Below are 23,126 nucleotides of genomic sequence, written 5' to 3' on the forward strand. Positions count from 1 at the left end.
CGGGTGCGCTCCCTGACCCTCTTCCATTGGTGGCCTCGTGTAACAAATTAACCGGGATTCGTATGAGGCAGACCCCCAGCCTGACCGGCAACAGCCAAACCCCCCACACTCGCCACGGAGTCGGGGGGTTCTGGCGTCCTGCCCTGGATTTCGGTTGGGATAGAGGGTCGAGGGGCCGTTGCGCCGGGACAGATCGTTGGCCCGAAAAAGCGCGCCGATTGGAACCCGGCCTCTGGCACGAGGCTGGGGGAAAGGAGCCGGACGTGGGGTCACGAACTGGGTGTCCAGTCACGCCCGGCGCAGAGGGGTTGGTTTGAGGGTGGAGCTTACTTGCGGTAGATCTTGACCGCTCCGTTCACGGTGCGGATGGTGCCGCCCTCGAAATCGGCGGCCCACGCGCCGTTCAGCTGGTACTGGTCACGGGTGGGAAAGCCCAGGAAACTGCCGCTGCCGCCCAGACCCTGGTAGGACTTGAGCACCGGGCCGGTCAGCCAGAAGGTGCCGTACTTCTCGGAACCGTACAGCGCGCCGTTCTGGAAGAAACCGTAAAGGCCGGTGGTGCCGTAGCGGTTCTGGGGAATGACCTTCTCGTCGCCGGCGGCCCAGCCCAGGCGGCTGGGCGGGCGGGTGGCCCCGTTCTCGGCACGGGCCAGCGCCAGATAGCGTTCCAGCAGGCGTCCATGCACCGCGTACGAGCGGCTGCTGCCGTCGGCGTGCAGCAGCGCGGCGTCGCCGTAGGCCCCGATTCCGTTGAACTTCTGCCACCAGCCGTTGCCCCAGGGCACCGCGTAGGTCGTGGCGTTGCCCAGCGATTCCTCGCCCTTGAGCCGGGCGTAGGCGTCCACCATGGCCCTGTCGAAGACGCCATTCTCGCGCTGGCCCGGCTGGATGCGGGTGGTCGGCGTGGGCTGAGGCTGGGGCGTCTGCGCGACCGTACCGACGCGAAAAAAGGCCGTGTCGGTGGTCCAGCCATCGGCGGGCAGTGGGTTGACCGTGATGCTCAGTGCCTGCGCCAGCCCATCCTGGCCCTTGACGTTCACGGTGGCGAAGTCCTGCTGGCTTTCAAAACGGTAGATGTCGTCCAGGCTGAGCTTGGTGGCGCTGGCCACAGCCAGCAGCTTGTCCTGGCCTGCCGGGCCGCCCACGCTGAGGCTGTACTTCTCGCCCCCACCCGGAAACACCCGCGCCGTGTTGGCCTTGACGTAGTTGCTGTCCTCGTAGCGGTTGGGGAAGAACAGGTCGATGGCCCCGTCGGCGTTCACGTTGAACAGATACACGTAGGCGTCGGCGTTGGTTTTGATGCCCACGCTGATGCGCTCGCCGATCTGGTAGGTGGGGTTGGCCTCACCGCTGGCGTCACGGTTGGTCCAGACCTGCACGTTCAGGTCCGGCTGCGCGGGGTTGACGATGATGCTCTGGGCGCTGAGTTTGGCGTCGCTGGCGCTGGCCGTGCCCACGAGCAGGGCGCCGAGGGTCAGAATGCTGATGTGGCGCATAGGTGGAACCTCCTTGAAGCTGGTATTGAATGCGGTCAAGGTACCGGCTGAATCTGACGACGCACTGATAGGTCGTGATCATTAAGAAAAAATGGTGGTTCTGTGGCCGTGGCCCAGAAGGCTTCAGCCCACTCAGCCCACGATCAGGCGGGCCAGCGCCAGCGCCAGCGGGGCCAGCAGCAGCGCGGGCAACATACTCGCCACCCGCACCCGGCGGTCTTCCAGGCCCAGGCCCGCCAGCATCAGGTTCCAGCTGATGCCGATGATGGTCAGCCCGCCGGCCCCCGTCAGCATCAGGACATAGGGGTTGGTCTTAAGGGTCTCGGGATCCGCGCCCCCCAGCAGTGTGGCGGCAAAGCCCCCGGCGGCAAGGCTGATGCCCCCCTGCACGATCAGCACGGTCAGGGCACTGAAGCCCACCCCGATGCCGTACGCGCCCGCCAGCGCCAGCGCGGCAATGCCGTCCAGGGTGCTTTTCAGGATGTAGCTCGATGCGTCGCCGGTCAGGCCGTTTTGCAGCCCACCCACAAAGGTCAGTGGCCCCACACAGAACAGCAGGCTGGCAGCGACGAAGCCCTCGGTAAATCGGCCCTCACCCCGGAAGCTCCGACGCAGGGTCTCGCCCAGGCGGCCCAGACGCTCCTCGATCCCCAGCGCCTCGCCAATCACCACGCCCGCTGCCAGACTGACCAGCGCCAGGATCACGCCCGGAACGCTGCCCGCCGACACCCGGTTCAGGCTGCCCGCCATGTCCAGACCGATAAACAGTGTGACCAGACTGAGGGTCTGCAGCAGCGAACGCTGCGTCTGCGGGGGCAGGCGTCCGCCCACCGTCAGGCCCAGCAGCGTGCCCAGCAGCACAGCGACCACGTTCACGAAGGTACCCGACAGTTGCGAGAGGAGGCTCATCGGGAGAAGGGTAGCGCGTGCCCTGGGCGCGGGGTCAGAGGTGGGGCCGATGCAGCCCATCTCCACCAGCACGGCTCCCCCATTCCGGACCCACTGCTGAACCCTGCATGCACGGGAGCGCCGCACTTGGTTGCAGCCATCGTCGATTCTCTATATTGGGAACCGGACAAAATTCACCTGCGAGGAAAAAGACCGTCAGAGTCGATATCTCTGGACTGCATACCAGCTGTGCCCTCCCTCCGGCCATACACGCATAGCTGCCACTCCCGTAAAAATTTGGGCGTCCCTGACGCAAGCTGCATAGGGCCTGTTCCGACTGGACGCTCAATCGGGATCGTAAAACGCCGATATGACCGTGAATACTCAGACTTTTGTCCGGTTCCCAATCTATACGGCCAGTGCTGATCTGCATGGCGTCCTCAGCTCCACGATTTGCGGGGATGAGAAAACCACAAATAAATGCTCGCTTTGCCCAATATGCATCACACGCTGTCATCAATAGGAGTTTTCACACGTCCAGGCCGAAACATCCGGCCTGGACACCACTGAACTGGGACATCGACACATGCCCACCCCCAGTGGGGGCCTGATTTTCGCCTGACACCGCGTGTGGTACTCTCCGCCCAAGTTGAAACGCACCGAGGATTGTTCCGTGGCCGTACCCCTGTGGGGTGGCGGACCGGGCGACGGCGCTGTTTTGGCCTGGCCTGAGACAGACCTGGGCCTGAACACTGAAATCAAATCCTGTCTGGGGCTGCCGTGTGGCGGCCCCGCGCTCTTTTTGGGAGGTCCACGATGACCCTTTCAGATCAGTTCCACAGCCTGCCCACCCTGCTCAAGGTCCGCCAGGTCGCCGATTTCACCGGCACCCACGAACGTACCGTGCGCCGCTGGATCCGCGATGGCCGCCTGGGCGCCGTGGAACATCCCAGCGGCCTGCGCGTGCCGCGCCGCGCCCTGTGGCGGTTCCTGGGACTGGACCTAGCCCTGAGCGCGTAGGCAGCGGGGGGCGCTATGCTGGCTGCGCGATGGCCAAGGCGCCCCCCACCCTGATTGCCGCGCTGGAACGCGGCGAGCCCGCTGCCTTCTTCGGCGAGGTTACGACTGAACACCAGTCCGTGCTGGCGCGTCACGCGCTGCGTCTGGGTCGCCCCCGGCTGGCCGCCCTGTGGAGCGAGGCTGACCCGCTGACGCACGCCTCCGCATGGCTGCGGCTGGGGCAGGCGGAAGAGGCGCTGTCTGTGCTGCGCCCCCTGCCCGACACCGCCCGTCCCGCCGTGCTGCGCGCCCGGGCCGAGTGGCAGCTTGCGGGTGCACAGGCCGAGGGGCCGGCCTCCCATGCCCTTCATTTGGCCCGCCAGGAGGGCGATGTCGGGGCCGTGATCGCCGCCGTCACCCTGCGCGGCGAGCAACTGCTGCCCCGGCCTCACGCTGCCCTGCGCGCCCTGGCCGAGGGCCTGAAAGTGGCAGAGGGAACGGGGCAGCCCAGCGACGCGCATCTGCTGGCCGTGCTGGCCCACGCTCAACTCCCACTGGGTGGGGCCAAGGGTCTGCGGACGGCGGAGAAGGCCCTGGACCGCAGTCTGCCGCGCAGCCCGGCCCGTGTGTTGGCCTTGCTGGCCCTGGCGAGGACGGCGGACGCCAGAGCTGAAGCGGCGGACGGAGAACTGGCAGCGGTGTGGTGGCGCGACTTCAGTCCAGCTCTGTAGCAAGCTATGCCTGCGGAACCGACACCTGAAGCGTCGACCCTCGGAGAGACGGGCGCATAGCACCATCCAGACGATTGTGATCTGGCTGGTGCGTCCCTGATCTACCCCACTGCCGGGTCACCGCATCCCTCAAGCCGTCACCACGTCCAGCCTCGCCAGCCCCCGGATCACGAAGCCGCCGGTGTACTGCCCCGGCTCGTCCGCGTTGGCCAGCCGCAGCCCCGGCAGGGTACGGCACAGCGCCCGCAGGCTCAGGGCCAGTTCCAGGCGGGCCAGCGGCGCTCCCAGACAGTAGTGGATGCCCAGGCCGAAGGTCAGGTGCGGGTTGGGATCGCGGTTCAGATTCAGGGCGCCGGGCTGATCAAATCTGCGCGGATCGCGGTTGCCGCTGGCGTACAGCAGCGAGACGCGGTCCCCCGGATAAAGGGCCGCGCCATGCAACTCCAGCGGCTCCAGCACGATGCGCTCGAACATCGGCAGGGGCGTATCGAAACGCAGCAGTTCCTCGGTGGCGCGGCGGAAGATGGGCAGGCTGTCCTCGTGTGGGGCCGCCGCCACCAGCGCGTCCCAGTGTTCGGGCTGCCGCAGCAGCGCCAGCACCCCGGCCGCCAGCCCGTTGACGCTGGCCTCGTGCCCCGCATTGAGCAGCAGAATGCAGGTGTCGATCAGCTCCTGCTCGCTCAGGCGGTCCCCTGCCTGTTCGGCCTGAACCAGGGCGGTGATCAGGTCGTCCTGCGGCTGACGGCGGCGCTGCCCACCCAGGTCGCGCAGCAGGGCGCTGAAGTCCTGCACGGCGCGTTCGGCATCGGCCTGCGCCTGCGGTCCGGCGCTGGGCTCGTACAGCCGGACGATGGCAGCCGACCAGGGCCGCAGCATGGCGCGGTGTTCAGGCGGCACGCCCAGCAGTTCGGCAATCACCGTGACGGGCAGCGGTTCGGCGTAGTCGGCCACCAGATCGAAAGCGCCGCCGGCCCCCAGACCGCGCAACTGCCGGGCCAGAATCGCCTCGATGCGCGGTTGCAGCCGCTCGACCCGGCGCGGCGTGAAGGCCAGCCCCACCAGCGAACGCAGGCGGGTGTGCTTGGGCGGCTCGCTGTCCAGCATGTGGTTGCCGTTGAAGGCATCGAACTGCGCCTGCGCGGGATCCGGCGGCGGCCAGCCCAGCTCATCACGCGAGTAACGGTGCAGGGCGCTGCGGCCAAAGCGTCTGTCGCGCAGCACCGCACTGATCCCGGCGTGACGGGTCAGCACCACCCGGTTCAGGTGAGGATCGAGAAAGGCCGGCTGTCCCTCGCGCAACTCGGTCAGCAGCGGATAGGGGTTCTGGATGAACGCCGGGTCCGCCACCGGCAGCTGCACGCGCGGCAGGCCCGGTGCGGACAGGGCCGGGAAAACCGTCACAGGAACTGGTGGCCGTCGAGCAGGGCCGTGTCCTTGGTGGCCTCCTGCTCTGCGGCAGCATCCGGCCCTTCAGACAGCTCACGGCGGGCCGCACTGCCCTTGAGGTGCTGGCTGGGCAGCCCGGAGGTGGGCAGGGCCAGGTCATCCGGCAGCACGTGCCGGGCCGACAGCTCGGAAAAGGAGGCCATCAGCGCGCGGTAGCCGCCCAGGAACTGCACGTATTCCTGCCGCGCCCCCGCCAGCCGCGAGGTGTACTCGGTGTGGCGGTCGTTGAATTCGCGTTCCAGCGCGTTGATGCGCTCGGTCTGCACCCGCTCGCGCTCCAGCAGCAACTGGTGGTGCTCGCGCTCCAGATCGGCGAAGCGGGAGTGGAAGGTGGCCTCCAGGGCGGTCATGCGCGCCCCGTGCTGGGCCTCAAGCTCCACGTTGCGGGCCTGGGCCTCGCGCATCATGCCCTCGCCCTGGGCGGTGGCGTGGGCCACGATCAGCTCGCTTTCGCGCGTGGCGTTCTCGCGCATGTCGTGGCCCATCTTCTCGGCGGCCACCACGGCGCGGCGAATCTGGTCCTGGGACGCCTTGAGTTCCTCCAGCTCGCGCTCCAGCCGGGTGCGCGTCTCGCGCTCGCGCAGTTGCTCGCCCAGCAGGCCCTCTAGCTCGTCGGAAATCTGGGCCAGGAAGGTCCGGACGCTGTCGCGGTTGTAGCCGCCAAACCTGCGGGGGAATTCCTGGTGGCGGATGTCCAGCGGGGTCAGCCGGCTGGAATCCCGGCGGGCCGTGCTGCCGGAAGTCAGTTCTGAAGGCAGGTCTCGTGTCGTGTCGGATGTCATTGAAACAGGCTCCTTCCCACCCGCACCAGGGTGGCTCCTGCGCGGACGGCCAGGGGGTAATCGCCACTCATGCCCATGCTCAGCTCACCCAGTCCCAGGTCATGGGCCTGCCGCGCGGTGTCGGTGAAGAGCCGCAGGATACGGCTTTCGGCCTCGGCCTGCGCCACGTCGGCGCCGAATTCCGGGGCCATGACCATCAGGCCGCGCACCGTCAGGCCCGTTTCACGCACGCTTTTCAGGGTATCCACCAGCTCGTCCGCCGGAATGCCATGCTTCTGCGTCTCGCCGTTGTGCAGTTGCAGCAGCAGGTCCGGCGCCCGCCCCCACTTCGCCGCCGCCTCCGCGATGGCCTCGGCCTGCCACGCGGCCTCGATGGCGTGAACCAGCGTCACCGGGCGCAGGTACTTGACCTTGTTGCGCTGCAACGGCCCGATGTAGTGCCACTCCCACTCGGGGCGCTGCGCCGCCTTGTCCCGCAGCTCCTGGGCGCGGCCCTCACCCAGCGGGAAGGTGCCGTAGGCCAGGACATGTTTCTCGATGCTCTCCAGGGTCTGGCCCTTGGTCACAGCCACCAGTTTCGCGCTGCCCGGCGCGCGTCCGGCCTCCTGCTCCAGCGCCCGCAGGTGAAGGGTGACCTCCGGCAGGCTCATGGCCGGGGCCACTGCGGGAACGGGCACGCCCGCGCCGCAGACACGGCGTCCGCATGCCTGCACCGTTGAGCGTCCACATGGATTCTCCGGCCCGCGCCCGGATTTGGCACGGCGCCACACAACGAATTTAAAGAAGGCACTTCTGCATTCTCACCCACCCCGGCGCCCGGCTCAAGTGCGCCGCGTCCTACTCAGGCAGGGGCCAGGGGGGCAATGTTTAACCGCCCGTGGCCTGCCTTCACCCTTCTCAGGGGCCTAGCGGCAACTGTGGACGCAGTGAACGCCCCATCCGGCCCCCGGCCCTGCCCTGCCCGCCCCCCCCAGCGGGCATTTGCGCGGTCAGGGCGAGTTCAAGGATGTGCGAAACTAGGAGAAGAATGCGACACCCCTTAACGCTCGCCGTGACCGCCGTTCTGGCTGCGCCCGCCGTGGCCCAGGCACAGACAGCAGGCACCGTTCAAAACATCACCGTGGCCGGAACCAGCGATCTGCTGGCCAATTTCCTGCGCGCCACCCTCAGTGTGCAGCCCGGCGCGGCGCTGTCCAGCGTCAACCTGCGCGCCGTCGAGCAGGAGGTCGTGGCCACCGGCTACTTCAAGAGCGCCGTGGCCGAACTGCGCACGGTGGCCGGCAAGGACACCCTGAACGTCACCGTGGTCCCCAACCCTACTATTGCGGCGGTGGAGGCCAGCGGCCTGACCTTCCTGTCGCCCGACGCCTTCAAGAAGTCGATTGGCGAACTGCTGAACATCGCTCCCGGCGCAACGCTGAACACCCAGCGCGTCGATCAGGCCAAGGAAGCGCTGGCCCAGAACTATCAGGCCGAGGGCTACCCCTTCGCGCCCAGCATCAGCGCCCAGACCAAGGCGGGCGCCGACGGCACCGTCACCGTCACGTTTATCGTGGACGAGACGGCCCCGATCAAGCGCGTGGAGGTCAGCGGCGTGGCGCTGCTGCCCGCCGCCACCGTCACGGAAGTGTTCAAGCCGCTGTACGACGCCAAGAAGTTCACGCCTGACCTGTATTACGGCGCGGTGCAGCAGCTGCAGATGGAATACGACGACGCCGGCTTCCTGCAGGCTGGAGTGGACCCCCGCAACAGCACGCTGGTGGACGGCGTACTGAAGATCAAGGTGATCGAGGGCAAGGTCACGGCCGTGGACCTGAGCGCCCTGGGGGATCCCAAGGCCACGCTGCTCACGGCGGCTGGCAAGCCCGTGGTGCTGTCGAACCTGCAGGCCGACGTGCGGACCCTGGCCAACCAGACTGGCAAGCCGGTGGGCTTCGCGCTGCAGCCCAACCCCGAGAATCCAGGCGAGGTCACTGTGCTGTTTGGCGCCTCGGACGTGGCCAGCGGACCGGTCAAGACTATCGCCATCACCGGCAACACGCTGCTGCCCACTGCCACGCTGCAGGCGGCCCTGAAAACCAAGGCGGGCGACATTTACAGCCCGCAGCTGGCCCAGGACGACTTCCTGGCGCTGCGCGACGCCTACCGCAAGCAGGGCTTCGAGATCAGCACCCGCGACGCGGTGAGCTTCAAGGAAGGTGCCCTGACCTTCAACATCCGGGAAGTCAAGCTGGTCGGCTACGAGCTGGCGTGGCAGGGAGCACACCGCACCAAGGACCGCGTGATCCTGCGCGAGCTGCCCGAACCCGGCAGCGCCTTTAACCGCGAGACCCTCAGCGCCGCGCTGGGCCGCATCAGCCGTCTGGGCTTCGTGCGCGTGACCACCGAGACCGTCCGCAGCGACCCGCAGAACCCGGAGAACGTGACCTACGTGCTGGGCATCGCAGAGACCGCCAAGGGCATTCCGGTCAGCTTGGGCCTCACCTACGACAGCTTCGCGGGCGGCTTCAGCGGCGACGCGGCCTACACCAACCCCAACACCTTCGGACTGGGCCACGCCTTCACGGTGGGCATCGGCGCGCAGCAGAACGACGCCGGGCAGAACTTCAACGGCAGCGTCAACTACACGATTCCGTGGCTGGACCTGAACTTCCTGGACTTCCAGAAAAACCGCACCAGCGTGTCGTTCGGGGTGGGCAGCAGCGTGACCGGCAACAATGCCGTGTTCACCCGTCCTGACGAGACGCCCGCCACCACCGGGTCGCCGCCCAACACCGACACAGGCTTTGACTACACCGTGCGCAGCACCGGCTTCAGCGTCAACACCGGGCGCAACCTCAGCCGGTACCTGTATGCCAGCGTGGGCGCGGGCGTGAGCTACAAGACGTACTACCTCGAGGCCCTGAAAGAGGGAGACAAGACCAGCACCGAGATTCCGGGCACCAACGGCCAGCCGAACCAGACCTACACCTTCGACGCCAAGAAGGCCCAGAGCCTGCTGCCCGAGGCCGGCGTGACCACCCGCCTGAGCGGCAACCTGACCTACGACAGCACCACCAATCCCGAGTTCCCGGACAGCGGCTTCCGCGCCAACCTGGACGCCGGGTACAACTTTGGGCGGCAGGGCGCGACCCCGCTGCGCTGGAGCGACGTCGAGACCGGAGGCAGCACGTACTACGGCTTCGGCCGCACGCTGGAGAAGGATCTAGGCCTGAAGAACAAGCAGCAGGTCTTCGCCGTGCGTGCCAACGCGGGCACCATTCTGAACCAGAACAGCGCGCCGGGCGGCACCGGCTTCGCGGTCGGCGGCGGCAGCACGCCCCAGGCCTCGCGCCAGATTCGCGGCCTGTCCGATGGCTCGGAGTTCGGCACCAACTACTTCACCACCAGCGCCGAGTACCGTTTCGACTTCGGCCTCAAGGCCGGCATTGCCCAGGGCCTGTACGGCGTGGCCTTCGCGGACGCCGGTAGCGCCTGGGGCACCCGCGACAACCCCAACTTCAACCTGAAGTACGGCGTGGGCGCGGGCGTGCAGCTGAACCTGGGCATCGGCGGGGCGCTGCTGCCCAGCCTGCGCTTCGACTACGGTTACAGCCCCAAGGAAGCGAGCGGCAAGTTCTACTTCCGCATCGGCAACTTCTTCTGAACAGAAGCTAGAGCATTAAAACGAGATCGGCGCGCATCCTGACTGGGGATGCGCGCCGCCCTCTATTTTCTGTTTCTGCTGGTTTTCCCGGCTAACCCTGCTGCTCGGCCCACAGCGCCCGCATCTCCTCGCTTCGGTCCAGCAGTTGGGCCAGCGTTCCCTCATCCACAATCTGTCCCTCTTGCATCAGCAGAATGCGGTCGGCGCGGCTCAAAGCGGCGCGGCGGTGGCTGACCACCAGACACGTCGCGTCCGTCTCGCGGAATAGGCCGTCCCACAGCTGCGCCTCGGTGCGGGCGTCCAGGGCGCTGGACACGTCGTCAAAGACCAGCAGGTCCGCGTCACGGGCCAGCATCCGGGCCACCGCCGTGCGCTGCATCTGCCCGCCAGAAAGCTTGACGCCGCGTGCGCCCACCGGGGTGTCCAGCCCCTGCGAAAGCTGGGCCAGATCGGGTTCTAGCACGGCCAGCCGCACCGCGCGGCCCAGCCGGTCCTCCCCGCTGCCGCTCAACACGTTCTCGCGCAGGCTGTCACTGAACAGGCTGGGAATCTGGGAGGTGTAGGCGCTGCGGGGCGGCACCAGGAACGAGGAGGGATCGTCCACCGTCTGCCCATTCCAGGTGACGGTGCCGGCCTGCGCCGGAATCAGGCCCAGCAGCGCCCGCAGCAGCGTGCTCTTGCCGCTGCCGATGCGCCCGGTGACCACCACGAACTCGCCCTGCCGAACGCTGAAACTGGCGTCGCGCACGCCCAGCCCGCTGTCGTGGGTGGCGGTCAAGCCGGAGACCCGCAATTCCTCCAGCGGCAAGCGGGGCGGCGCGGCGGGCGGCGCGGGCGGCTCGCTGTGCAGGTAGGCGGGGTGGTGCTCCACGATCCTGGTGTCGGGCGCGTCCTGCAGCAGCCGGGTCATGCGGTCATAGCTGACCCCGGTGCGGCGGTGGCGGGCAATCGCGTCCCCGAAGAAGCCCATGCTGCCGGTCAGGCGCGGCAGCAGGCCGATGAACAGCACGAAGTCGGCCACCTCCAGCGCGCCGCCGCGAATCTTGCTGGCTCCCAGCAGCAGCACCAGCCCCACCGCCAGGTTGACCATGTTGGTGTTGACACCCCGGATCAGCTCGGTGAGCAGCACGTCGCGCAGGGCAGCGTGGCGGCGCGTCTCGCCCAGCTTGCCCAGGTGCGCCACCATGCCGTCTTCGCGGGCGGCCAGCTTCACGGCGCTGACGGCCCCGAAGGTTTCCCCGATAAAGTCCGTGACACGGGCGGTGGCCTCGCGCATGCGGCGGCGGTAGCTGCGGATGGTGGGCGAGAGCCGCTGCACGAACGCCACCATCAGCAGCAGCGGCGCGCAGACCAGCAGCGTGATCAGCGGGTCCACGCGGGCCATCAGCGCGATGGCCACCAGCGAGTACACCACGAAGCCCGCACTGTCGATCCAGACCTCGACGTAGCCGGCCACGTCCTCCACGTCGTCGCGGAAGCGGCTGACCGCCTCGGCGGGGGTGTCGGGCAGACGGCGCGAGCGGCGGGCGGTCAGCAGGTAGCCCAGCAGGTTACGGCGCACCAGCGCGTCCAGCGTGTACCACAGCTCGATAAAGGCGCGAAAGGCCCCGTAGAACAGCCCGAAGCGGCTGGCCCGCACCAGCGCGAACCACGCCACCGAGGTCCACGCGGCGGCGATGGCCGGGCTGATGCCCTGCCCGCCCGTCCGCAGGTTCTCGGCCTCGTCCAGCCGCGCGAACACGCCGCTGACCGCGTACACCAGCAGCGCGGGCGAGACGTGCACCAGGCCCCACATCAGCAGGTTGAAGGCGAACAGGGCCGGCCGGTACGCAAACAGGCGTTTGGTCAGGGCAAAGGTGCGGTCCGGCGCGGTGGCGGGTTGGGTGGAAGGAACGGTGGTCATGTACAGGCTCCGGAGGGGAAGGAAACGTCGGGGGAACGCGGCGGAACAGGCACCGAGAGGCAGGAACCGGGACTCATGCCAGCACCCCCACGCCCTCTTCTTCCAGCGTGCCGGCCCGCAGCAGTTCGGCGTAGTGGCTGGCTGGATTCAGGGCCAGCACGGCGCGGGCGCCGTCCTCCAGCACCTCGCCGTCGCCCAGCACCAGAATGCGGTCCGCGCGGGCCACGGTGTCCAGCCGGTGGGCGATGATGATGGCCGTGCGTCCGGCCAGCAGGCGGGTCATGGCGGCGGTCAGCAGCGCCTCGGTGGCCGGATCGAGGCGGCTGCTGGGTTCGTCGAGGATGATCACGGCGGGATCGCGCAGCATCACGCGGGCAAAGGCCAGCAGCTGGGCCTCACCCGCCGACAGGCTGCCGGTGGGCAGGGGCGTGTGCACGCCGTCTTTCAGGCGCGCGAGCCACGTGCCCAGGCCCACTTCATGCAGGGCCGCCTCCACCTCCTCGTCGGTGATCTGGGGGTCAAAGAACGAGAGGTTGTCACGCACGCTGGCCTGGAACAATTGAACGTCCTGCGTGACCACCGCCACCCGCCGCCTCAGCCCGTGCAGGTCCACGTCCTGCACATTCATGCCGCCCAGCCTTACGCTGCCGGAGGTGGCGTCGTACAGCCGCGAGACCAGCCGGGTCAGCGTGGTCTTGCCGCTGCCGGTGCGGCCCAGCAGGCCCAGGGTCTGTCCGGCAGGCAGGCTGAAGGAAACGCCGTGCAGCACGCCGCGCAGCTCCGGCTCGTCGGGGGAATAGCTGAACGACACATTCTCGAACTCCAGGCCCAGCGCGCCGTCTTCGGGCAGCTGGGCGCTGCCGCCGTGAATCGCGCTGCGCAGGGCCAGAATCTCGCTCACACGGAACAGGCTGGCCCCGGCCTTCTGCAACTCCTGAAGCTGCTGCGTGAGCTGGTCAATGGGTTCTTCCACCAGACTCATGTACTGGTACAGCAAGAAGGCCGTGCCCAGCGAGATCGCGCCCGCCGTGTACAGGCCCACCGCCGCCGACAGCACGCCCACATAGCCGACGGCGAACAGCGCCATGCTCAGCTGCCACACGACGCTGCGCCGCTGCCAGGACCGGACGCTGCGGGTAAAGAAGGTGCGCTGCGTCCGCAAAAAGGCGTTCAGGTGGTGGCCGCCCGCGCCCAGGCTGCGGATGTCCTCCAGGCCCGCCAGCCGTTCCTCGACGAAGCCGAACAGCTTGGCGCTGGACTCGCGCTCCAGGCGGGTGGGTTCCACGCCCAGCTTGCGAACGCCGTTCATGGCGACCAGCGTGACCAGGGTAAACAGCGTGACGCCCGCGCCCACGCGCCAGTCCTCGCGGAAGAACATGAACAGCGCACCCAGCAGCAGCAGCGCCGCGCCAAACACCCGCACCGCAAACTGGGAGAAGAAGTTGCTCAGGGCCGTCACGTCGCCGTCGATGCGCTCGATCATCTCGCCGGGCGTGCGTTCCTTGTGCTCGCGCATGTCCAGCGACAGCAGGTGGGCCATCAGATCGACGCGCAGGCGGTTGGTGGCGGTCCAGCCCACCCGCGCCCCCACGTAGGTGGCCCCCGCCGTCATCAGTTGTACGCCAATCGCCAGCAGGATATAGAAGCCCGCCAGCCGCGCCAGCAGGCCCACGTCAGCCCCTGCGCCCAGTTTGGCGTTGTCCACGAAGGTTCGGAGCAGCTGCGGCAGCAGCAGATTGAGGCCGGTGCCGGTGAGCAACAGCGCAGCCAGTCCAGCCACCTGCCACTTCAACGGCCCCAGGTACACCCGCAGCACGCCCAGCGTCGAGGACGGTCTGGACGACCCGGCAGGTTCTTGAGGGGAAACGGGCAACGACATCACTACAGGCTAGAGCGGCGCGCGCCCAATTGCATACGCAATGTGGCGCATTTGGGCGTGTCCATGCTGCGCCCATGAAGGTTGCGCCAGTCGAAATATGAGATGGAGGGGCAGGCCGCTGCGGCCCTCCCTCCATCTCGATCCGTTTCGGCCCCGCGCAATGCCTACCCCTCTGGCCAGCTCAGGTCAGAAAGGAATTGACCCTCAGCTCTTGTCCTTGGTCAGAATCCTCACCGACAGGATCTCATCGGCTTCGGCGTCAGGCACCTCGGCGTTCTGCGCGTCCATCGTACGCGTCAGCTTGGGCAGCACGTCGTCACCCGTGACCACCTTGCCGAAGATGGTGTGCTTGCCGTTCAGGAAATCGGTGGGCGCGAAGGTGATGAAAAACTGGCTGCCGTTGGTGGCCGGGCCGCTGTTGGCCATCGCCAGGATGCCTGCCGAGTTGAAGGTCAGCTTGGTGCGGAACTCGTCGGCAAAGCTGTAGCCGGGGCCGCCGGTGCCCCACTGGTCCTTCTTGGCCTCGTCCACGCTCAGGGGATCGCCGGTCTGGGCCATGAAGCCCTCAATGACGCGGTGAAAGCGGATGCCATCGAAGTAACGGTCACGCGCCAGCGTCACGAAGTTGTTGACCGTCACGGGCGTTTCCTGCTCGTACAGGTCCGCCAGAATCTGACCGCGGCTGGTGTCGATCAGGGCGTAGTAGTCCTGGCCGTCCTGCAGGGCCATGGCGGGTTCCTTCTTGAACTCGCGCACCGGCTCCTTGCTCAGGGGGGGGACCAGGGTATAGCCCGTGGGAATCTCGCCCGCTGCGGTGACAGCAGGCGTGGCCGGCGCCGTCTCGGCGGGCTGTTCAGCCGTGGTGGTCTCATCCGGCTTGGTGGCGGTCTCGTCCGCCTTCTTCTGGCAGGCGGTCAGCGCCAGCAGGGCGCTCAGGATCAGGGCAGAGTTCTTCACGGCGTTCGTCATAGCGCCTCAGTCTAGAGCAGCGCGGCGTGGGCGGGCGTCCCCCCTTCGGCGGAGGCCACCTTCGTTGGCGTTGAAAGCTCAGGCCTCGGGCAGCCGCTCCCCGGCCGGGACCGCCACCGGCAGCACATTTTCACGCGGTGGCAGCGGGCAGGTCCAGCCGTCGCCGTAAGCGCAGTACGGGTGATACGCCAGATTGAAATCCACCGACACGAGGGCGTCGCCGTCGTCGCTGCGGGCCAGCGGCGCGTCCAGGTAACGGCCCGCGCCGTAGGTTTCCTGCCCGCTGGTGGCGTCCCGGAAGGGAATGAACACGCGCTGCGGCGTCTCCTCACCCAACGGCGCAAACACGCTCACGGTCTGTTCACCGCCGGGCAGGGGCAGCGTGACCGTGCCGTACAGCGCCATGGTGCGCGGCTCGCCGGTGTTGGTGTCCAGCGTGAACTCTGCTGCCGGACCGGGAAGGGTGAGGGTCAGCGGGGCGCTGAAGGTCCAGGCCGGGTCCGGCGGGTAGTAGCGCAAGCCGTGAAACGTGGCCGCGTCCACCGGGCCGTTTCCGGCCGCAAAATGCTCATCCTTGCGGCGGCGAAAGTCCAGCAGCGCCTCCTCGTAGGGAGAGGAACTCACCAGTTCACCGTCAGCGTCTGCCCGGCGTACTCCACGATGTCGCCGCGCCGCAGCTTCTTGCGTCGGCGGGTCTCGATCTCGCCGTTCAGGCGCACCTCGCCGCCCTGCACACGGAATTTGGCCTCGCCACCCGTTTCCACCACCCCGCTGATTTTCAGGAAGTCCTGAAGATCGATGGTGTCGCGCTGTGGGTTCTGAGCTGTCTCTCGGCTGCCTGTCATGCGGGCAGCGTAGCAGGCGCGGCGGCGCAAAGAAGAGACGCAAAATCCCTTCGCGCCTCTCCCGGACCCCGCATAACCCGGCCCTTGTCTACCCCTGAGCCGCCCGCAGTCCCGGCCTCTCCCCTATGCTCGTGGGCATGAAGACGGCGCGAATTACCGGCGGGTCAGGGATCAGCACCTGACAGCCGACGCGCTGCCACGAGTTTGCCTCCGCCCAGTCCGCGGGGGCTTCTTTTTGCCCCACACATGCCGCAAGGAGGCCACCCGCATGACCCAGCCCCAGGAATTTGAGCCCGGCCAGATGGACGCCATGGACGTGCTGCGCCTCGCGCTGACCGGCAAGGTGTACGGCGCGGCGGTAGAAACGCCCATCAGTGAGGCCCCCCGGCTCAGCGCCCGTACCGGCAACCGCGTGCTGCTCAAGCGCGAGGACCTGCAACCGATCTTCTCGTTCAAGCTGCGCGGCGCGTACAACAAGATGGCGCAACTTTCGCCGGAGCAACGGCAAAGGGGCGTCATCACCGCCTCAGCGGGCAACCACGCTCAGGGGGTGGCCTACGCCGCGCAGGAACTGAACATGCGCGCCGTGATCGTTATGCCCGCCACCACACCCGAGATCAAGATCGGGGGCTGCCGCGCCCGTGGCGCCGAGGTGGTGCTGCACGGCGACAGTTTTTCCGATGCCGAAACCCACGCCTACGCGCTGCAACGGCAGCTGGGGCTGACCTTCGTGCATCCCTTCGACGATCCGCTGGTACTGGCCGGGCAGGGCACGGTGGCACTGGAACTGCTGCGCCAGATCGAGACGCAGGGCGGCTACACGGTCTTCGTGCCGGTGGGCGGCGGCGGACTGATTGCGGGCGTGGCCAGTGTCATCAAGGCCCTGCGCCCCGACGTGCGGGTGGTGGGGGTGGAGCCGGACGACAGCGACGCCATGTACCAGAGCCTGCAGGCAGACGCGCGGGTGCGGCTGGACTCGGTGGGCATCTTCGTGGACGGGGTGGCGGTCAAGCAGGTGGGGGCCTACACCTTTGACCTGACCCGGCGCTACGTGGACGACTGGGTGCGCGTGAACACCGATCAGGTCTGCGCGGCCATCAAGGACGTGTTCGACGACACCCGCGCCGTGATGGAACCCGCCGGGGCGCTGGCGGTGGCGGGCCTCAAACAGTACGCCGAGGACCACGGCCTGAGCGGCGAGACCCTGGTGGCCCTGACCTGCGGCGCCAACGTCAACTTTGACCGCCTGCGCCATGTTTCCGAGCGGGCCGAGATCGGCGAACAGCGCGAGGCCATTCTGGCGGTGACCATTCCCGAACGCGCCGGAGCCTTCCGCGAGTTTATCGAGGTGATCGGTGCGCGGGCCGTGACCGAGTTCAACTACCGCTACGCCCCCCGCAGCGAGGCGCAGATTTTCGTGGGGGTGCAGCTGGCCTCTGCCGGGCAGCGCGGCGAACTGGTGGACACCCTGACCGCGCGGGGCTACGCCGTGACGGACCTGACCGGCGACGAGCTGGCCAAGGTGCATATCCGCCACATGGTGGGGGGCCGCGCCCCCGAGGCCGAGGGCGAGCGCGTGTACTCATTCACCTTCCCCGAACGCCCCGGCGCACTGCTGGAATTCCTGACGCATCTGCACGGGCGCTGGAACATCAGCCTGTTTCACTACCGCAACCACGGCAGCGCCCACGGGCGGGTGCTGGCCGGGCTTCAGGTGCCGCCTGGGGATGAGCAGGACTTCGCCGCCTTCCTGCACGACCTGGGCTACCCCGCCGACGAGATGACCCACAATCCGGCGTACCGGCTGTTCCTCACCTGACAGCTGCCTGGAACCGCCGCCTACGGTCCAAACGCCCCCGGCTGGCCCGCTATGCTTTCAGGGCATGAGTCCCGCTGTCCCCTCCCCTGCTCCCTTCACCGTCCTGGCCCTGTATCAGTTCCGCCGCGTGCCGGACCCCGCCGCCCTGCGGGCCGAACTGCTGGAACTGGGGCAGGCGGCGGGCCTGTGCGGCACGCTGATCGTCGCCGGCGAGGGCATCAACGGCACCGTGGCCGGAACACAGGCAGCGATTGATGGCCTGGGTGATTTCCTGCGGACGGCGGGTTTTGACCGGCTGGAGGCCAAGACATCGCACAGCACCGAACAGCCCTTCAAGCGCTTCAAGGTGCGCCTGAAAGCTGAGATCGTGACGCTGGGCATTCCCGTCGAACCCACCTCCCAGGCCGGGCAGTACGTGGAGGCGGGCGACTGGAACGCCCTGATCGCGGACCCGGACGTGGTGGTGGTGGACACCCGCAACCGTTACGAGGTCAGCGCCGGAACCTTCGAGGGCGCGGTCAACCCCCAGATCGACAGCTTCCGCGAGTTTCCCGCGTGGCTGGACGCCCACGCCGAAGAGCTGGCGGGCAAACGCGTCGCCATGTTCTGCACCGGGGGCATCCGCTGCGAGAAAAGCACCAGCCTGCTGCGGGAGCGCGGCTTTACAGACGTGCTGCACCTGCGCGGCGGCATCCTGAAGTATCTGGAAGATGTGCCTGAAGTTGAGAGCCGCTGGCACGGCGAATGCTTCGTCTTCGATGGCCGCGTGACCGTGGGCCACGGCCTGCGCGAGGGCGGGGCCGCCATATGCCACTCGTGCGGCTGGCCGCTGGGCGCGGCAGAGCGGGCGCATGCGGCCTACGAGGAAGGCGTGAGCTGCCCGAACTGTGTGGAGGCGACAACGGAGGCACAGAAGGCGGCGTTTAGAGATCGGCAGCGGATGTATGACGCGCAGCAGGTGTAGAAGTGCGGGTGGGTTTGGGATCCGGCCCAATGCACAGCAGCTTCAATGTCCTTGCGTTGCAAGTCGGGGTATTCGCGTAAAATCTCGTCAGCTTCCACGCCTGCGCCCAGTAAATCCAGCACATCGCTGACCCGAATTCGCATTCCCCGGATGCAAGGCCGCCCATCACACTGCGCGGGATTAGATGTAATGCGCTCTAGCAGAGTTATGGGGCGAGCTTACACTGTAATGAAGACTGACCGCTCAAGAAAAAAATAGCTACGGAAGGACAGTCATCATTATGAAATTCAATGAATCTGAACTATTTGTCACCCTAAACGATTTGGAACTACCGTTGATATTTCCATACTGGTATGCACTTCAAGATGAATTGGAAAAATACAATTTTATAAAGTCATTAGATCAACTAGGCAGTAGAATCAAATTTATTGATAATAAAATTGAAATACCAAATTTAGGGGAAGTATTTATTGAAAGTCTATTCAGATTTGATAGATTTATATTTCTTAACAATGAAATCGTTGAGAAAAATATGAAAGGTCTAAAGGCAAATTTTAGCTGTGATTACTCGGTGGGTATTGATCTAAATCTAATAAAATACATTAGTAATTGTATATTTGGATATAACAATGATACTTCCTTTATCGCCTTTCATACGATTAAATATTTAGTAGAAAACAATATAAATTATGATTTCAATTTATTTTATTGGGAGAATCACGAAGCCCTTAACCATGATCAGATTTATTCTAGTAACAATTTTTTGAATAATATGAAGGCGATTGAGATTATGAAGGATCTAGATGAAGCTTATTTTCTGCGGACGGGGAAAATAAGAGCCAAATGCAATAAAGCGACTATTCTTCAAAGAATTGACGACGTAGTTATTAATAAGCAGAGAATGTCAATTATTGATCCCAATTTTTATTCAAACTTATGGCGACTGACCTATCTCTCTATGTTGATTACTATTTACTTAAAATACTCTTCTAGGAAGTCCAATACATATAAACTGAGCCAACTGTTGGAAATATATGATAAAGAAATAGGACTTATGCTGCTTAGAGATTTTTCTTATGCTAGATATTTTTTAGAGAATCCCAGCTTATCATTCTTCTCTTTCATACAACCGAATAATCCGAAGCTATTCAAAAAGCTACGTAGCTTAGCTTGGGATTTACATATATCTAGAATTTTGGAAAGATTTTCTGCCGCCCCGCACAATGCAAACTTTATGATTCCATACGTTATGACATATGACAAAAGATACTCAAACATGCTCAAGGTGTTCAAAATCGAGTCATTATTATTTCAACGGGGATATATGCCCCTAGCATCTCCCGAGGAAAATATACGCAGCATCGTGACTTCAGCTCCTGAATGGGAGAGTTACTTTTCAATGACAAGGCATAAGGAGAGGATAGATAATTTTACCAACTCTGACGATAATTTTGAAAATATGATTATCAAGTATGAAGGTCTTGTATCAAATTTACTAAGATTTTAAACATCGTTAAACTCACCCAAAATACCCCAAAAGTTCAATAATCATTCGCGCGTAGTCGTCCACCTTGATCCCCCGCTTTTCCATTTTCACGCTGGGCGGGAAGGTCTGCACCTCGGTCTTGTGGGGAAAGCGTTTGAGTCCGGCGGCGTCGTAATCCAGGCCCTTGTAGGCGAAGGTGATCTGCAACTCGGTCATGGTCTCGCCAATGCTCAGCACGCGCCGGGCGGCGGCAGTCAGCCTGAGCTTGGCAAGGTCAATGAAGTTCTGGACATCCGGGCTGGGCAGGCCGTACTTCTTGCGCAGATCACGCTCCACCCGGCTGATCGCCTGCAAGGTGCGTGCGTCCGAGAGGCGGCCATACGTGGCAATCCGCGCCTCGTCGTCACCGCCGAAATACTCCGGAGTCAGGCGGGCGTTGATGGGCAGGTCAATGGAGATGTTGACCGGGGCCTGAATCTTCTCGCCTTTCAGCCGCGCCACGGCCTCCGAGAGCATCTCGGTGTACACGTCAATGGACACGGCCTGCACGTGCCCGTGCTGTTCCTCGCCCAGAATGTTGCCCACGCCGCGAATTTCCATGTCCTTCTCGGCCAGCAGGTGCCCGCTGCCCAGGTCTTGCAAATCGGCAATGGCCCACAGGCGACGCTGCGCGGTCTCGGTCATGCGCGGTGGGTAGAACAGGTAGGCGTAAGCGGTCTGCGCCCGGCGGCCCACCCGCCCGCGCAACTGGTAAAGCTGCGCGAGGCCCAGCCGATCTGAACGCTCAATCAGGATGGTGTTGGCTTCCGGGATGTCCAGCCCCGTCTCCACGATGGTGGTGGACACCAGCACGTCAAAGGCCCCTTCCTCAAAGCCCAGCATGATCTCCTCGAGTTCCTCCTCATTCATGCGCCCGTGCGCCACGCCAATGCGGGCTTCCGGTACCAGGTTACGCAGGTACAGGCTGCGAGCGCCAATGCTGGCAATCCGGTCATGGATGTAAAAGACCTTACCGCCGCGCTCGATCTCGCTGATGATGGCGTCGCGCACGGTGCTGGGGTCAAAGGGGGCCAGCACCGTCTGGATGGGCTTGCGGCCCTTGGGCGGCGTCTGGATGCTGCTCATGTCGCGCAGGCCCACCATGCTCATGTAGAGAGTGCGCGGAATCGGCGTGGCCGACAGGGCCAGGGTATCCACGGCCTTAACGCCCTCAGGAATCTCCAGCTTGCCGTCCGCCATGTCGGGCATGCCCCGCAGCGCACGCAGCTTTTCCTTCTGCGACACGCCAAAGCGGTGTTCCTCGTCCACGATGATCAATCCCAGATTGTTGAACTCGATGTCGCCGCTCAGGAGGCGGTGCGTGCCGATCAGGATGTCCACCTTGCCCGCCGCCAGATCACGCAGGATGCTTTTGGAGGACTGCGGCGAGGTGAAGCGCGACAGCCCCTCCACACGCACCGGCAGGTCCTTGAAGCGTTCCACGAAGGTGGAGGTGTGCTGCTCGGCCAGCAGGGTGGTGGGCACGAGAACGGCCACCTGCATGCCGTGGCCCACGACGCGGTGCGCGGCCCGCAAGGCCACCTCGGTCTTGCCGAAGCCCACGTCGCCGGAAATCAGGCGGTCTGCCGGGTTGGGCTTCTCCAGATCCTTCAGGGTTTCCTTGAGGGCGGTGCGCTGGTCTCCCGTCAACTCGAACTGGAAGTTCTGCTCGATCTGTTTTTCCCAGTCGGGAATGGGGGCAAAGGCGTTGCCGGGGGTGACCTGCCGGGCAGCGTACTGGACGAGAAGCTTGCCCGCCACCTCCTCGGCGTTCTTGCGGGCCTTGTCCTTGGCCCGCGCCCAGTCCTTCTTGTCGAAGCTGCTCAGCACGGGCGGATCGTCGGTGGTGCCGGGATGGCGGCGCAGCACCGGCAGCTGTTCAATGGGCACGCTCAGGCGGGCGCCCTTGCGGTATTCCAGGTTCAGGTAGTCGCGGGTGACGCCCAGCACCGTGCGCGTCTCCAGGCCCTGGAACTGCCCGATGCCGTGTTCAGGGTGAATCAGGTAATCGCCCACGTGCAGCCCCAGCGCGTCGGTGACCGGACGCCCCGACAGCCGCTTGCCGCGCAGCGCGGAGCCGCCCTGAAAGCCGTAAATCAGGTCCTCGGTGATGACCACCGTGCGGTGCTCGGGAATGACGAAGCCGCCCTCTCCCCCGGCCCGCAGGAAGCCCAGGCCACCTTCCTCCACGCGCGGAAGCTTCAGCCATGGAATCTCGTGGGTGTTCAGCAGTTTGTCGGCCAGGTACGCCGCCGTGCGGTCGTGGCGCACCAGAATCAGGACGCGGTAGTCGGCCTCCCGCCACTCGGCCACGTCGCGTTCCAGATCGGCGAGTCGGGCGCGGTAGAAGTCCAGGGTCTTCAGGCCCGTGTCCAAGTCGGGCAACTCCAGCGGGGCGCGGCCAAACGAGGTGACCTCACGCCCGGCCAGCCGGGGCCACAGCGTGTCGGTCAGCACGCCCAGGCTGGAGGCGTAGAACTCCGGCGAGTCCAGAAACACGCGGCCCGGCAGCAGTTCCAGGCGGGTGGCGTCCCATTTGCTCTCGGTCAGGTAGTCAGCAGTGGGTTCCAGCGTAAAGGTCTCGGCCTTCTCGCCGCTCAGCTCGCCGGGGGCCAGCAGGCGCAGGGTGTCCAGCTCATCGCCAAAGAACTCGGCCCGCACCCACAGGTCACCGTCGGCGTCGACGGGGCGGCCAGCGCCGGGCGACAGGCGCAGTTCCAGCGTATCGCCGCGCAGCTCATAGCCGGGTTCCTCGCCGCGCTCGTAGCCCAGGCGCTCCAGGCGGGTCAGCAGCGCCTCGCGCGGGTAATTGCGGCCCACACGCAGGCTCAGGGCGTGCTCCTCGGGATGGGCAGGAAACAGATCCAGCGCCGTGTTCACGTCCAGCACCACGTGTTCGTGCTTGCCGTCCCAGTCGCGCAGGCCCGGATTGACCGACACCGGCGCGCCCAGCGCCCCCGCCGAGGCGTAGCTGCCAATCCGGTCTGCGGTCGTCAGCAGCACTGCCGGGCCGGGAAAGGCCGCGAACAGCGCCGCCCGCGCCACCTGTGGCAGCAGCAGCAGGTTTCCGGGCGGGGCGGCGGGCAGCAGTTTGGACAGGTTGGGCGCGGAGATGGTCACCTGAAGAGTTTACGCGGTTGGGGGAAAGGGGACTGTGCGGACGGACGTTCAGGGGCTCCTGGCTGAATCTCGCGCAGTCCCCGCATTGGTCAACCCGCATAACTTTCGTACAGT

The 23,126-nt window shown here is 65.4% G+C and carries 18 protein-coding genes; 6 read left to right on the forward strand and 12 right to left on the reverse strand.

Annotation, left to right across the window (positions count from 1 at the left end):
- Positions 1-326: 326 nt before the first annotated feature.
- Together IEY31_RS04465 and IEY31_RS04470 are read right to left on the reverse strand one after the other, a co-directional pair.
- Positions 327-1,496, reverse strand: coding sequence for a DUF4384 domain-containing protein (locus IEY31_RS04465; protein ID WP_188969445.1), 1,170 nt, complete (start codon positions 1,494-1,496; stop codon positions 327-329).
- Positions 1,497-1,628: 132 nt separating this feature from the next.
- On the reverse strand, positions 1,629-2,405 hold the full coding sequence (locus IEY31_RS04470; RefSeq protein ID WP_188969447.1) for a DUF554 domain-containing protein: 777 nt from the start codon (positions 2,403-2,405) through the stop codon (positions 1,629-1,631).
- A 795-nt stretch (positions 2,406-3,200) separates the two neighbouring features.
- On the opposite strand from IEY31_RS04470, the gene IEY31_RS04475 reads away from it, so the two are divergent.
- Together IEY31_RS04475 and IEY31_RS04480 are read left to right on the forward strand one after the other, a co-directional pair.
- The gene (locus tag IEY31_RS04475; RefSeq protein ID WP_151847641.1) at positions 3,201-3,404 is read left to right on the forward strand and encodes a helix-turn-helix domain-containing protein; all 204 of its coding nucleotides are present in this window, start codon (positions 3,201-3,203) and stop codon (positions 3,402-3,404) included.
- Positions 3,405-3,433: 29 nt separating this feature from the next.
- Positions 3,434-4,114 (forward strand): hypothetical protein, encoded by a 681-nt coding sequence (locus tag IEY31_RS04480; RefSeq protein WP_229723316.1) that lies wholly within the window; start codon positions 3,434-3,436, stop codon positions 4,112-4,114.
- 129 nt (positions 4,115-4,243) lie between these two features.
- Here the strand turns inward: IEY31_RS04480 and IEY31_RS04485 are convergent, their stop codons facing one another.
- The 3 genes from IEY31_RS04485 to IEY31_RS04495 are packed head-to-tail and all read right to left on the reverse strand — an operon-like array spanning position 4,244 to position 6,992.
- The gene (locus IEY31_RS04485) at positions 4,244-5,515 is read right to left on the reverse strand and encodes a cytochrome P450 (RefSeq protein WP_229723317.1); all 1,272 of its coding nucleotides are present in this window, start codon (positions 5,513-5,515) and stop codon (positions 4,244-4,246) included.
- A complete protein-coding gene (locus IEY31_RS04490) occupies positions 5,512-6,342 on the reverse strand; it encodes a DivIVA domain-containing protein (protein ID WP_188969449.1) in 831 nt (276 codons plus the stop codon). The genes IEY31_RS04485 and IEY31_RS04490 overlap by 4 nt, the downstream gene beginning before the upstream one ends.
- Positions 6,339-6,992 (reverse strand): YggS family pyridoxal phosphate-dependent enzyme, encoded by a 654-nt coding sequence (locus IEY31_RS04495; protein WP_188969831.1) that lies wholly within the window; start codon positions 6,990-6,992, stop codon positions 6,339-6,341. The genes IEY31_RS04490 and IEY31_RS04495 overlap by 4 nt, the downstream gene beginning before the upstream one ends.
- Positions 6,993-7,369: 377 nt before the next feature.
- On the opposite strand from IEY31_RS04495, the gene IEY31_RS04500 reads away from it, so the two are divergent.
- On the forward strand, positions 7,370-9,988 hold the full coding sequence (locus IEY31_RS04500) for a BamA/OMP85 family outer membrane protein (RefSeq protein WP_188969451.1): 2,619 nt from the start codon (positions 7,370-7,372) through the stop codon (positions 9,986-9,988).
- Positions 9,989-10,079: 91 nt separating this feature from the next.
- Here IEY31_RS04500 and IEY31_RS04505 read toward each other — a convergent pair whose 3' ends face one another.
- From IEY31_RS04505 to IEY31_RS04525, 5 genes are all read right to left on the reverse strand, one after another.
- Positions 10,080-11,891, reverse strand: a complete 1,812-nt coding sequence (locus IEY31_RS04505; RefSeq protein WP_188969453.1) for an ABC transporter ATP-binding protein — start codon at positions 11,889-11,891, stop codon at positions 10,080-10,082.
- 73 nt (positions 11,892-11,964) lie between these two features.
- Positions 11,965-13,770: an ABC transporter ATP-binding protein gene (locus tag IEY31_RS04510; RefSeq protein ID WP_188969455.1), complete on the reverse strand. Its 1,806-nt coding sequence runs from the start codon at positions 13,768-13,770 to the stop codon at positions 11,965-11,967.
- 204 nt (positions 13,771-13,974) lie between these two features.
- Positions 13,975-14,739 (reverse strand): peptidylprolyl isomerase, encoded by a 765-nt coding sequence (locus IEY31_RS04515; protein WP_188969457.1) that lies wholly within the window; start codon positions 14,737-14,739, stop codon positions 13,975-13,977.
- A 78-nt stretch (positions 14,740-14,817) separates the two neighbouring features.
- The gene (locus tag IEY31_RS04520) at positions 14,818-15,363 is read right to left on the reverse strand and encodes a DUF1684 domain-containing protein (RefSeq protein WP_188969459.1); all 546 of its coding nucleotides are present in this window, start codon (positions 15,361-15,363) and stop codon (positions 14,818-14,820) included.
- The gene (locus IEY31_RS04525) at positions 15,360-15,584 is read right to left on the reverse strand and encodes an RNA-binding S4 domain-containing protein (RefSeq protein WP_188969461.1); all 225 of its coding nucleotides are present in this window, start codon (positions 15,582-15,584) and stop codon (positions 15,360-15,362) included. Before IEY31_RS04525 ends, IEY31_RS04520 begins: the two co-directional genes overlap by 4 nt.
- A gap of 268 nt (positions 15,585-15,852) precedes the next feature.
- Between IEY31_RS04525 and ilvA the strand changes: the two genes are divergently transcribed.
- Both ilvA and trhO read left to right on the forward strand, forming a co-directional pair.
- Complete coding sequence (gene ilvA / locus IEY31_RS04530) at positions 15,853-17,403, forward strand: threonine ammonia-lyase, biosynthetic (RefSeq protein ID WP_188969463.1); 1,551 nt, start codon at positions 15,853-15,855, stop codon at positions 17,401-17,403.
- A 64-nt stretch (positions 17,404-17,467) separates the two neighbouring features.
- Positions 17,468-18,367, forward strand: a complete 900-nt coding sequence (gene trhO, locus IEY31_RS04535) for an oxygen-dependent tRNA uridine(34) hydroxylase TrhO (RefSeq protein ID WP_188969465.1) — start codon at positions 17,468-17,470, stop codon at positions 18,365-18,367.
- Here the strand turns inward: trhO and IEY31_RS19015 are convergent.
- A complete protein-coding gene (locus IEY31_RS19015) occupies positions 18,262-18,576 on the reverse strand; it encodes a DUF433 domain-containing protein (RefSeq protein ID WP_188969832.1) in 315 nt (104 codons plus the stop codon). The genes trhO and IEY31_RS19015 overlap by 106 nt on opposite strands.
- A 71-nt stretch (positions 18,577-18,647) precedes the next feature.
- Here IEY31_RS19015 and IEY31_RS04545 point away from each other — a divergent pair, with 71 nt between their 5' ends.
- Positions 18,648-19,874: a hypothetical protein gene (locus IEY31_RS04545; RefSeq protein WP_188969467.1), complete on the forward strand. Its 1,227-nt coding sequence runs from the start codon at positions 18,648-18,650 to the stop codon at positions 19,872-19,874.
- A 12-nt stretch (positions 19,875-19,886) separates the two neighbouring features.
- Here the strand turns inward: IEY31_RS04545 and IEY31_RS04550 are convergent, their stop codons facing one another.
- Positions 19,887-23,012, reverse strand: coding sequence for a DEAD/DEAH box helicase (locus IEY31_RS04550; protein ID WP_188969469.1), 3,126 nt, complete (start codon positions 23,010-23,012; stop codon positions 19,887-19,889).
- Positions 23,013-23,126: the final 114 nt, after the last annotated feature.

The organism is Deinococcus aerolatus, from assembly GCF_014647055.1.
GTDB lineage: Bacteria > Deinococcota > Deinococci > Deinococcales > Deinococcaceae > Deinococcus > Deinococcus aerolatus.

Coding starts and splice junctions, on each gene's coding strand:
- trhO (WP_188969465.1), top strand. CDS start 17,468: ATGAGTCCCGCTGTCCCCTCCCCTGCTCCCTTCACCGTCCTGGCCCTG.
- IEY31_RS04545 (WP_188969467.1), top strand. CDS start 18,648: ATGAAATTCAATGAATCTGAACTATTTGTCACCCTAAACGATTTGGAA.
- IEY31_RS04505 (WP_188969453.1), bottom strand. CDS start 11,891: ATGACCACCGTTCCTTCCACCCAACCCGCCACCGCGCCGGACCGCACC.
- IEY31_RS04510 (WP_188969455.1), bottom strand. CDS start 13,770: ATGTCGTTGCCCGTTTCCCCTCAAGAACCTGCCGGGTCGTCCAGACCG.
- IEY31_RS04495 (WP_188969831.1), bottom strand. CDS start 6,992: ATGAGCCTGCCGGAGGTCACCCTTCACCTGCGGGCGCTGGAGCAGGAG.
- IEY31_RS04515 (WP_188969457.1), bottom strand. CDS start 14,739: ATGACGAACGCCGTGAAGAACTCTGCCCTGATCCTGAGCGCCCTGCTG.
- IEY31_RS04500 (WP_188969451.1), top strand. CDS start 7,370: ATGCGACACCCCTTAACGCTCGCCGTGACCGCCGTTCTGGCTGCGCCC.
- IEY31_RS04490 (WP_188969449.1), bottom strand. CDS start 6,342: ATGACATCCGACACGACACGAGACCTGCCTTCAGAACTGACTTCCGGC.
- IEY31_RS04480 (WP_229723316.1), top strand. CDS start 3,434: ATGGCCAAGGCGCCCCCCACCCTGATTGCCGCGCTGGAACGCGGCGAG.
- IEY31_RS04475 (WP_151847641.1), top strand. CDS start 3,201: ATGACCCTTTCAGATCAGTTCCACAGCCTGCCCACCCTGCTCAAGGTC.
- IEY31_RS04525 (WP_188969461.1), bottom strand. CDS start 15,584: ATGACAGGCAGCCGAGAGACAGCTCAGAACCCACAGCGCGACACCATC.
- IEY31_RS04465 (WP_188969445.1), bottom strand. CDS start 1,496: ATGCGCCACATCAGCATTCTGACCCTCGGCGCCCTGCTCGTGGGCACG.
- IEY31_RS04470 (WP_188969447.1), bottom strand. CDS start 2,405: ATGAGCCTCCTCTCGCAACTGTCGGGTACCTTCGTGAACGTGGTCGCT.
- ilvA (WP_188969463.1), top strand. CDS start 15,853: ATGACCCAGCCCCAGGAATTTGAGCCCGGCCAGATGGACGCCATGGAC.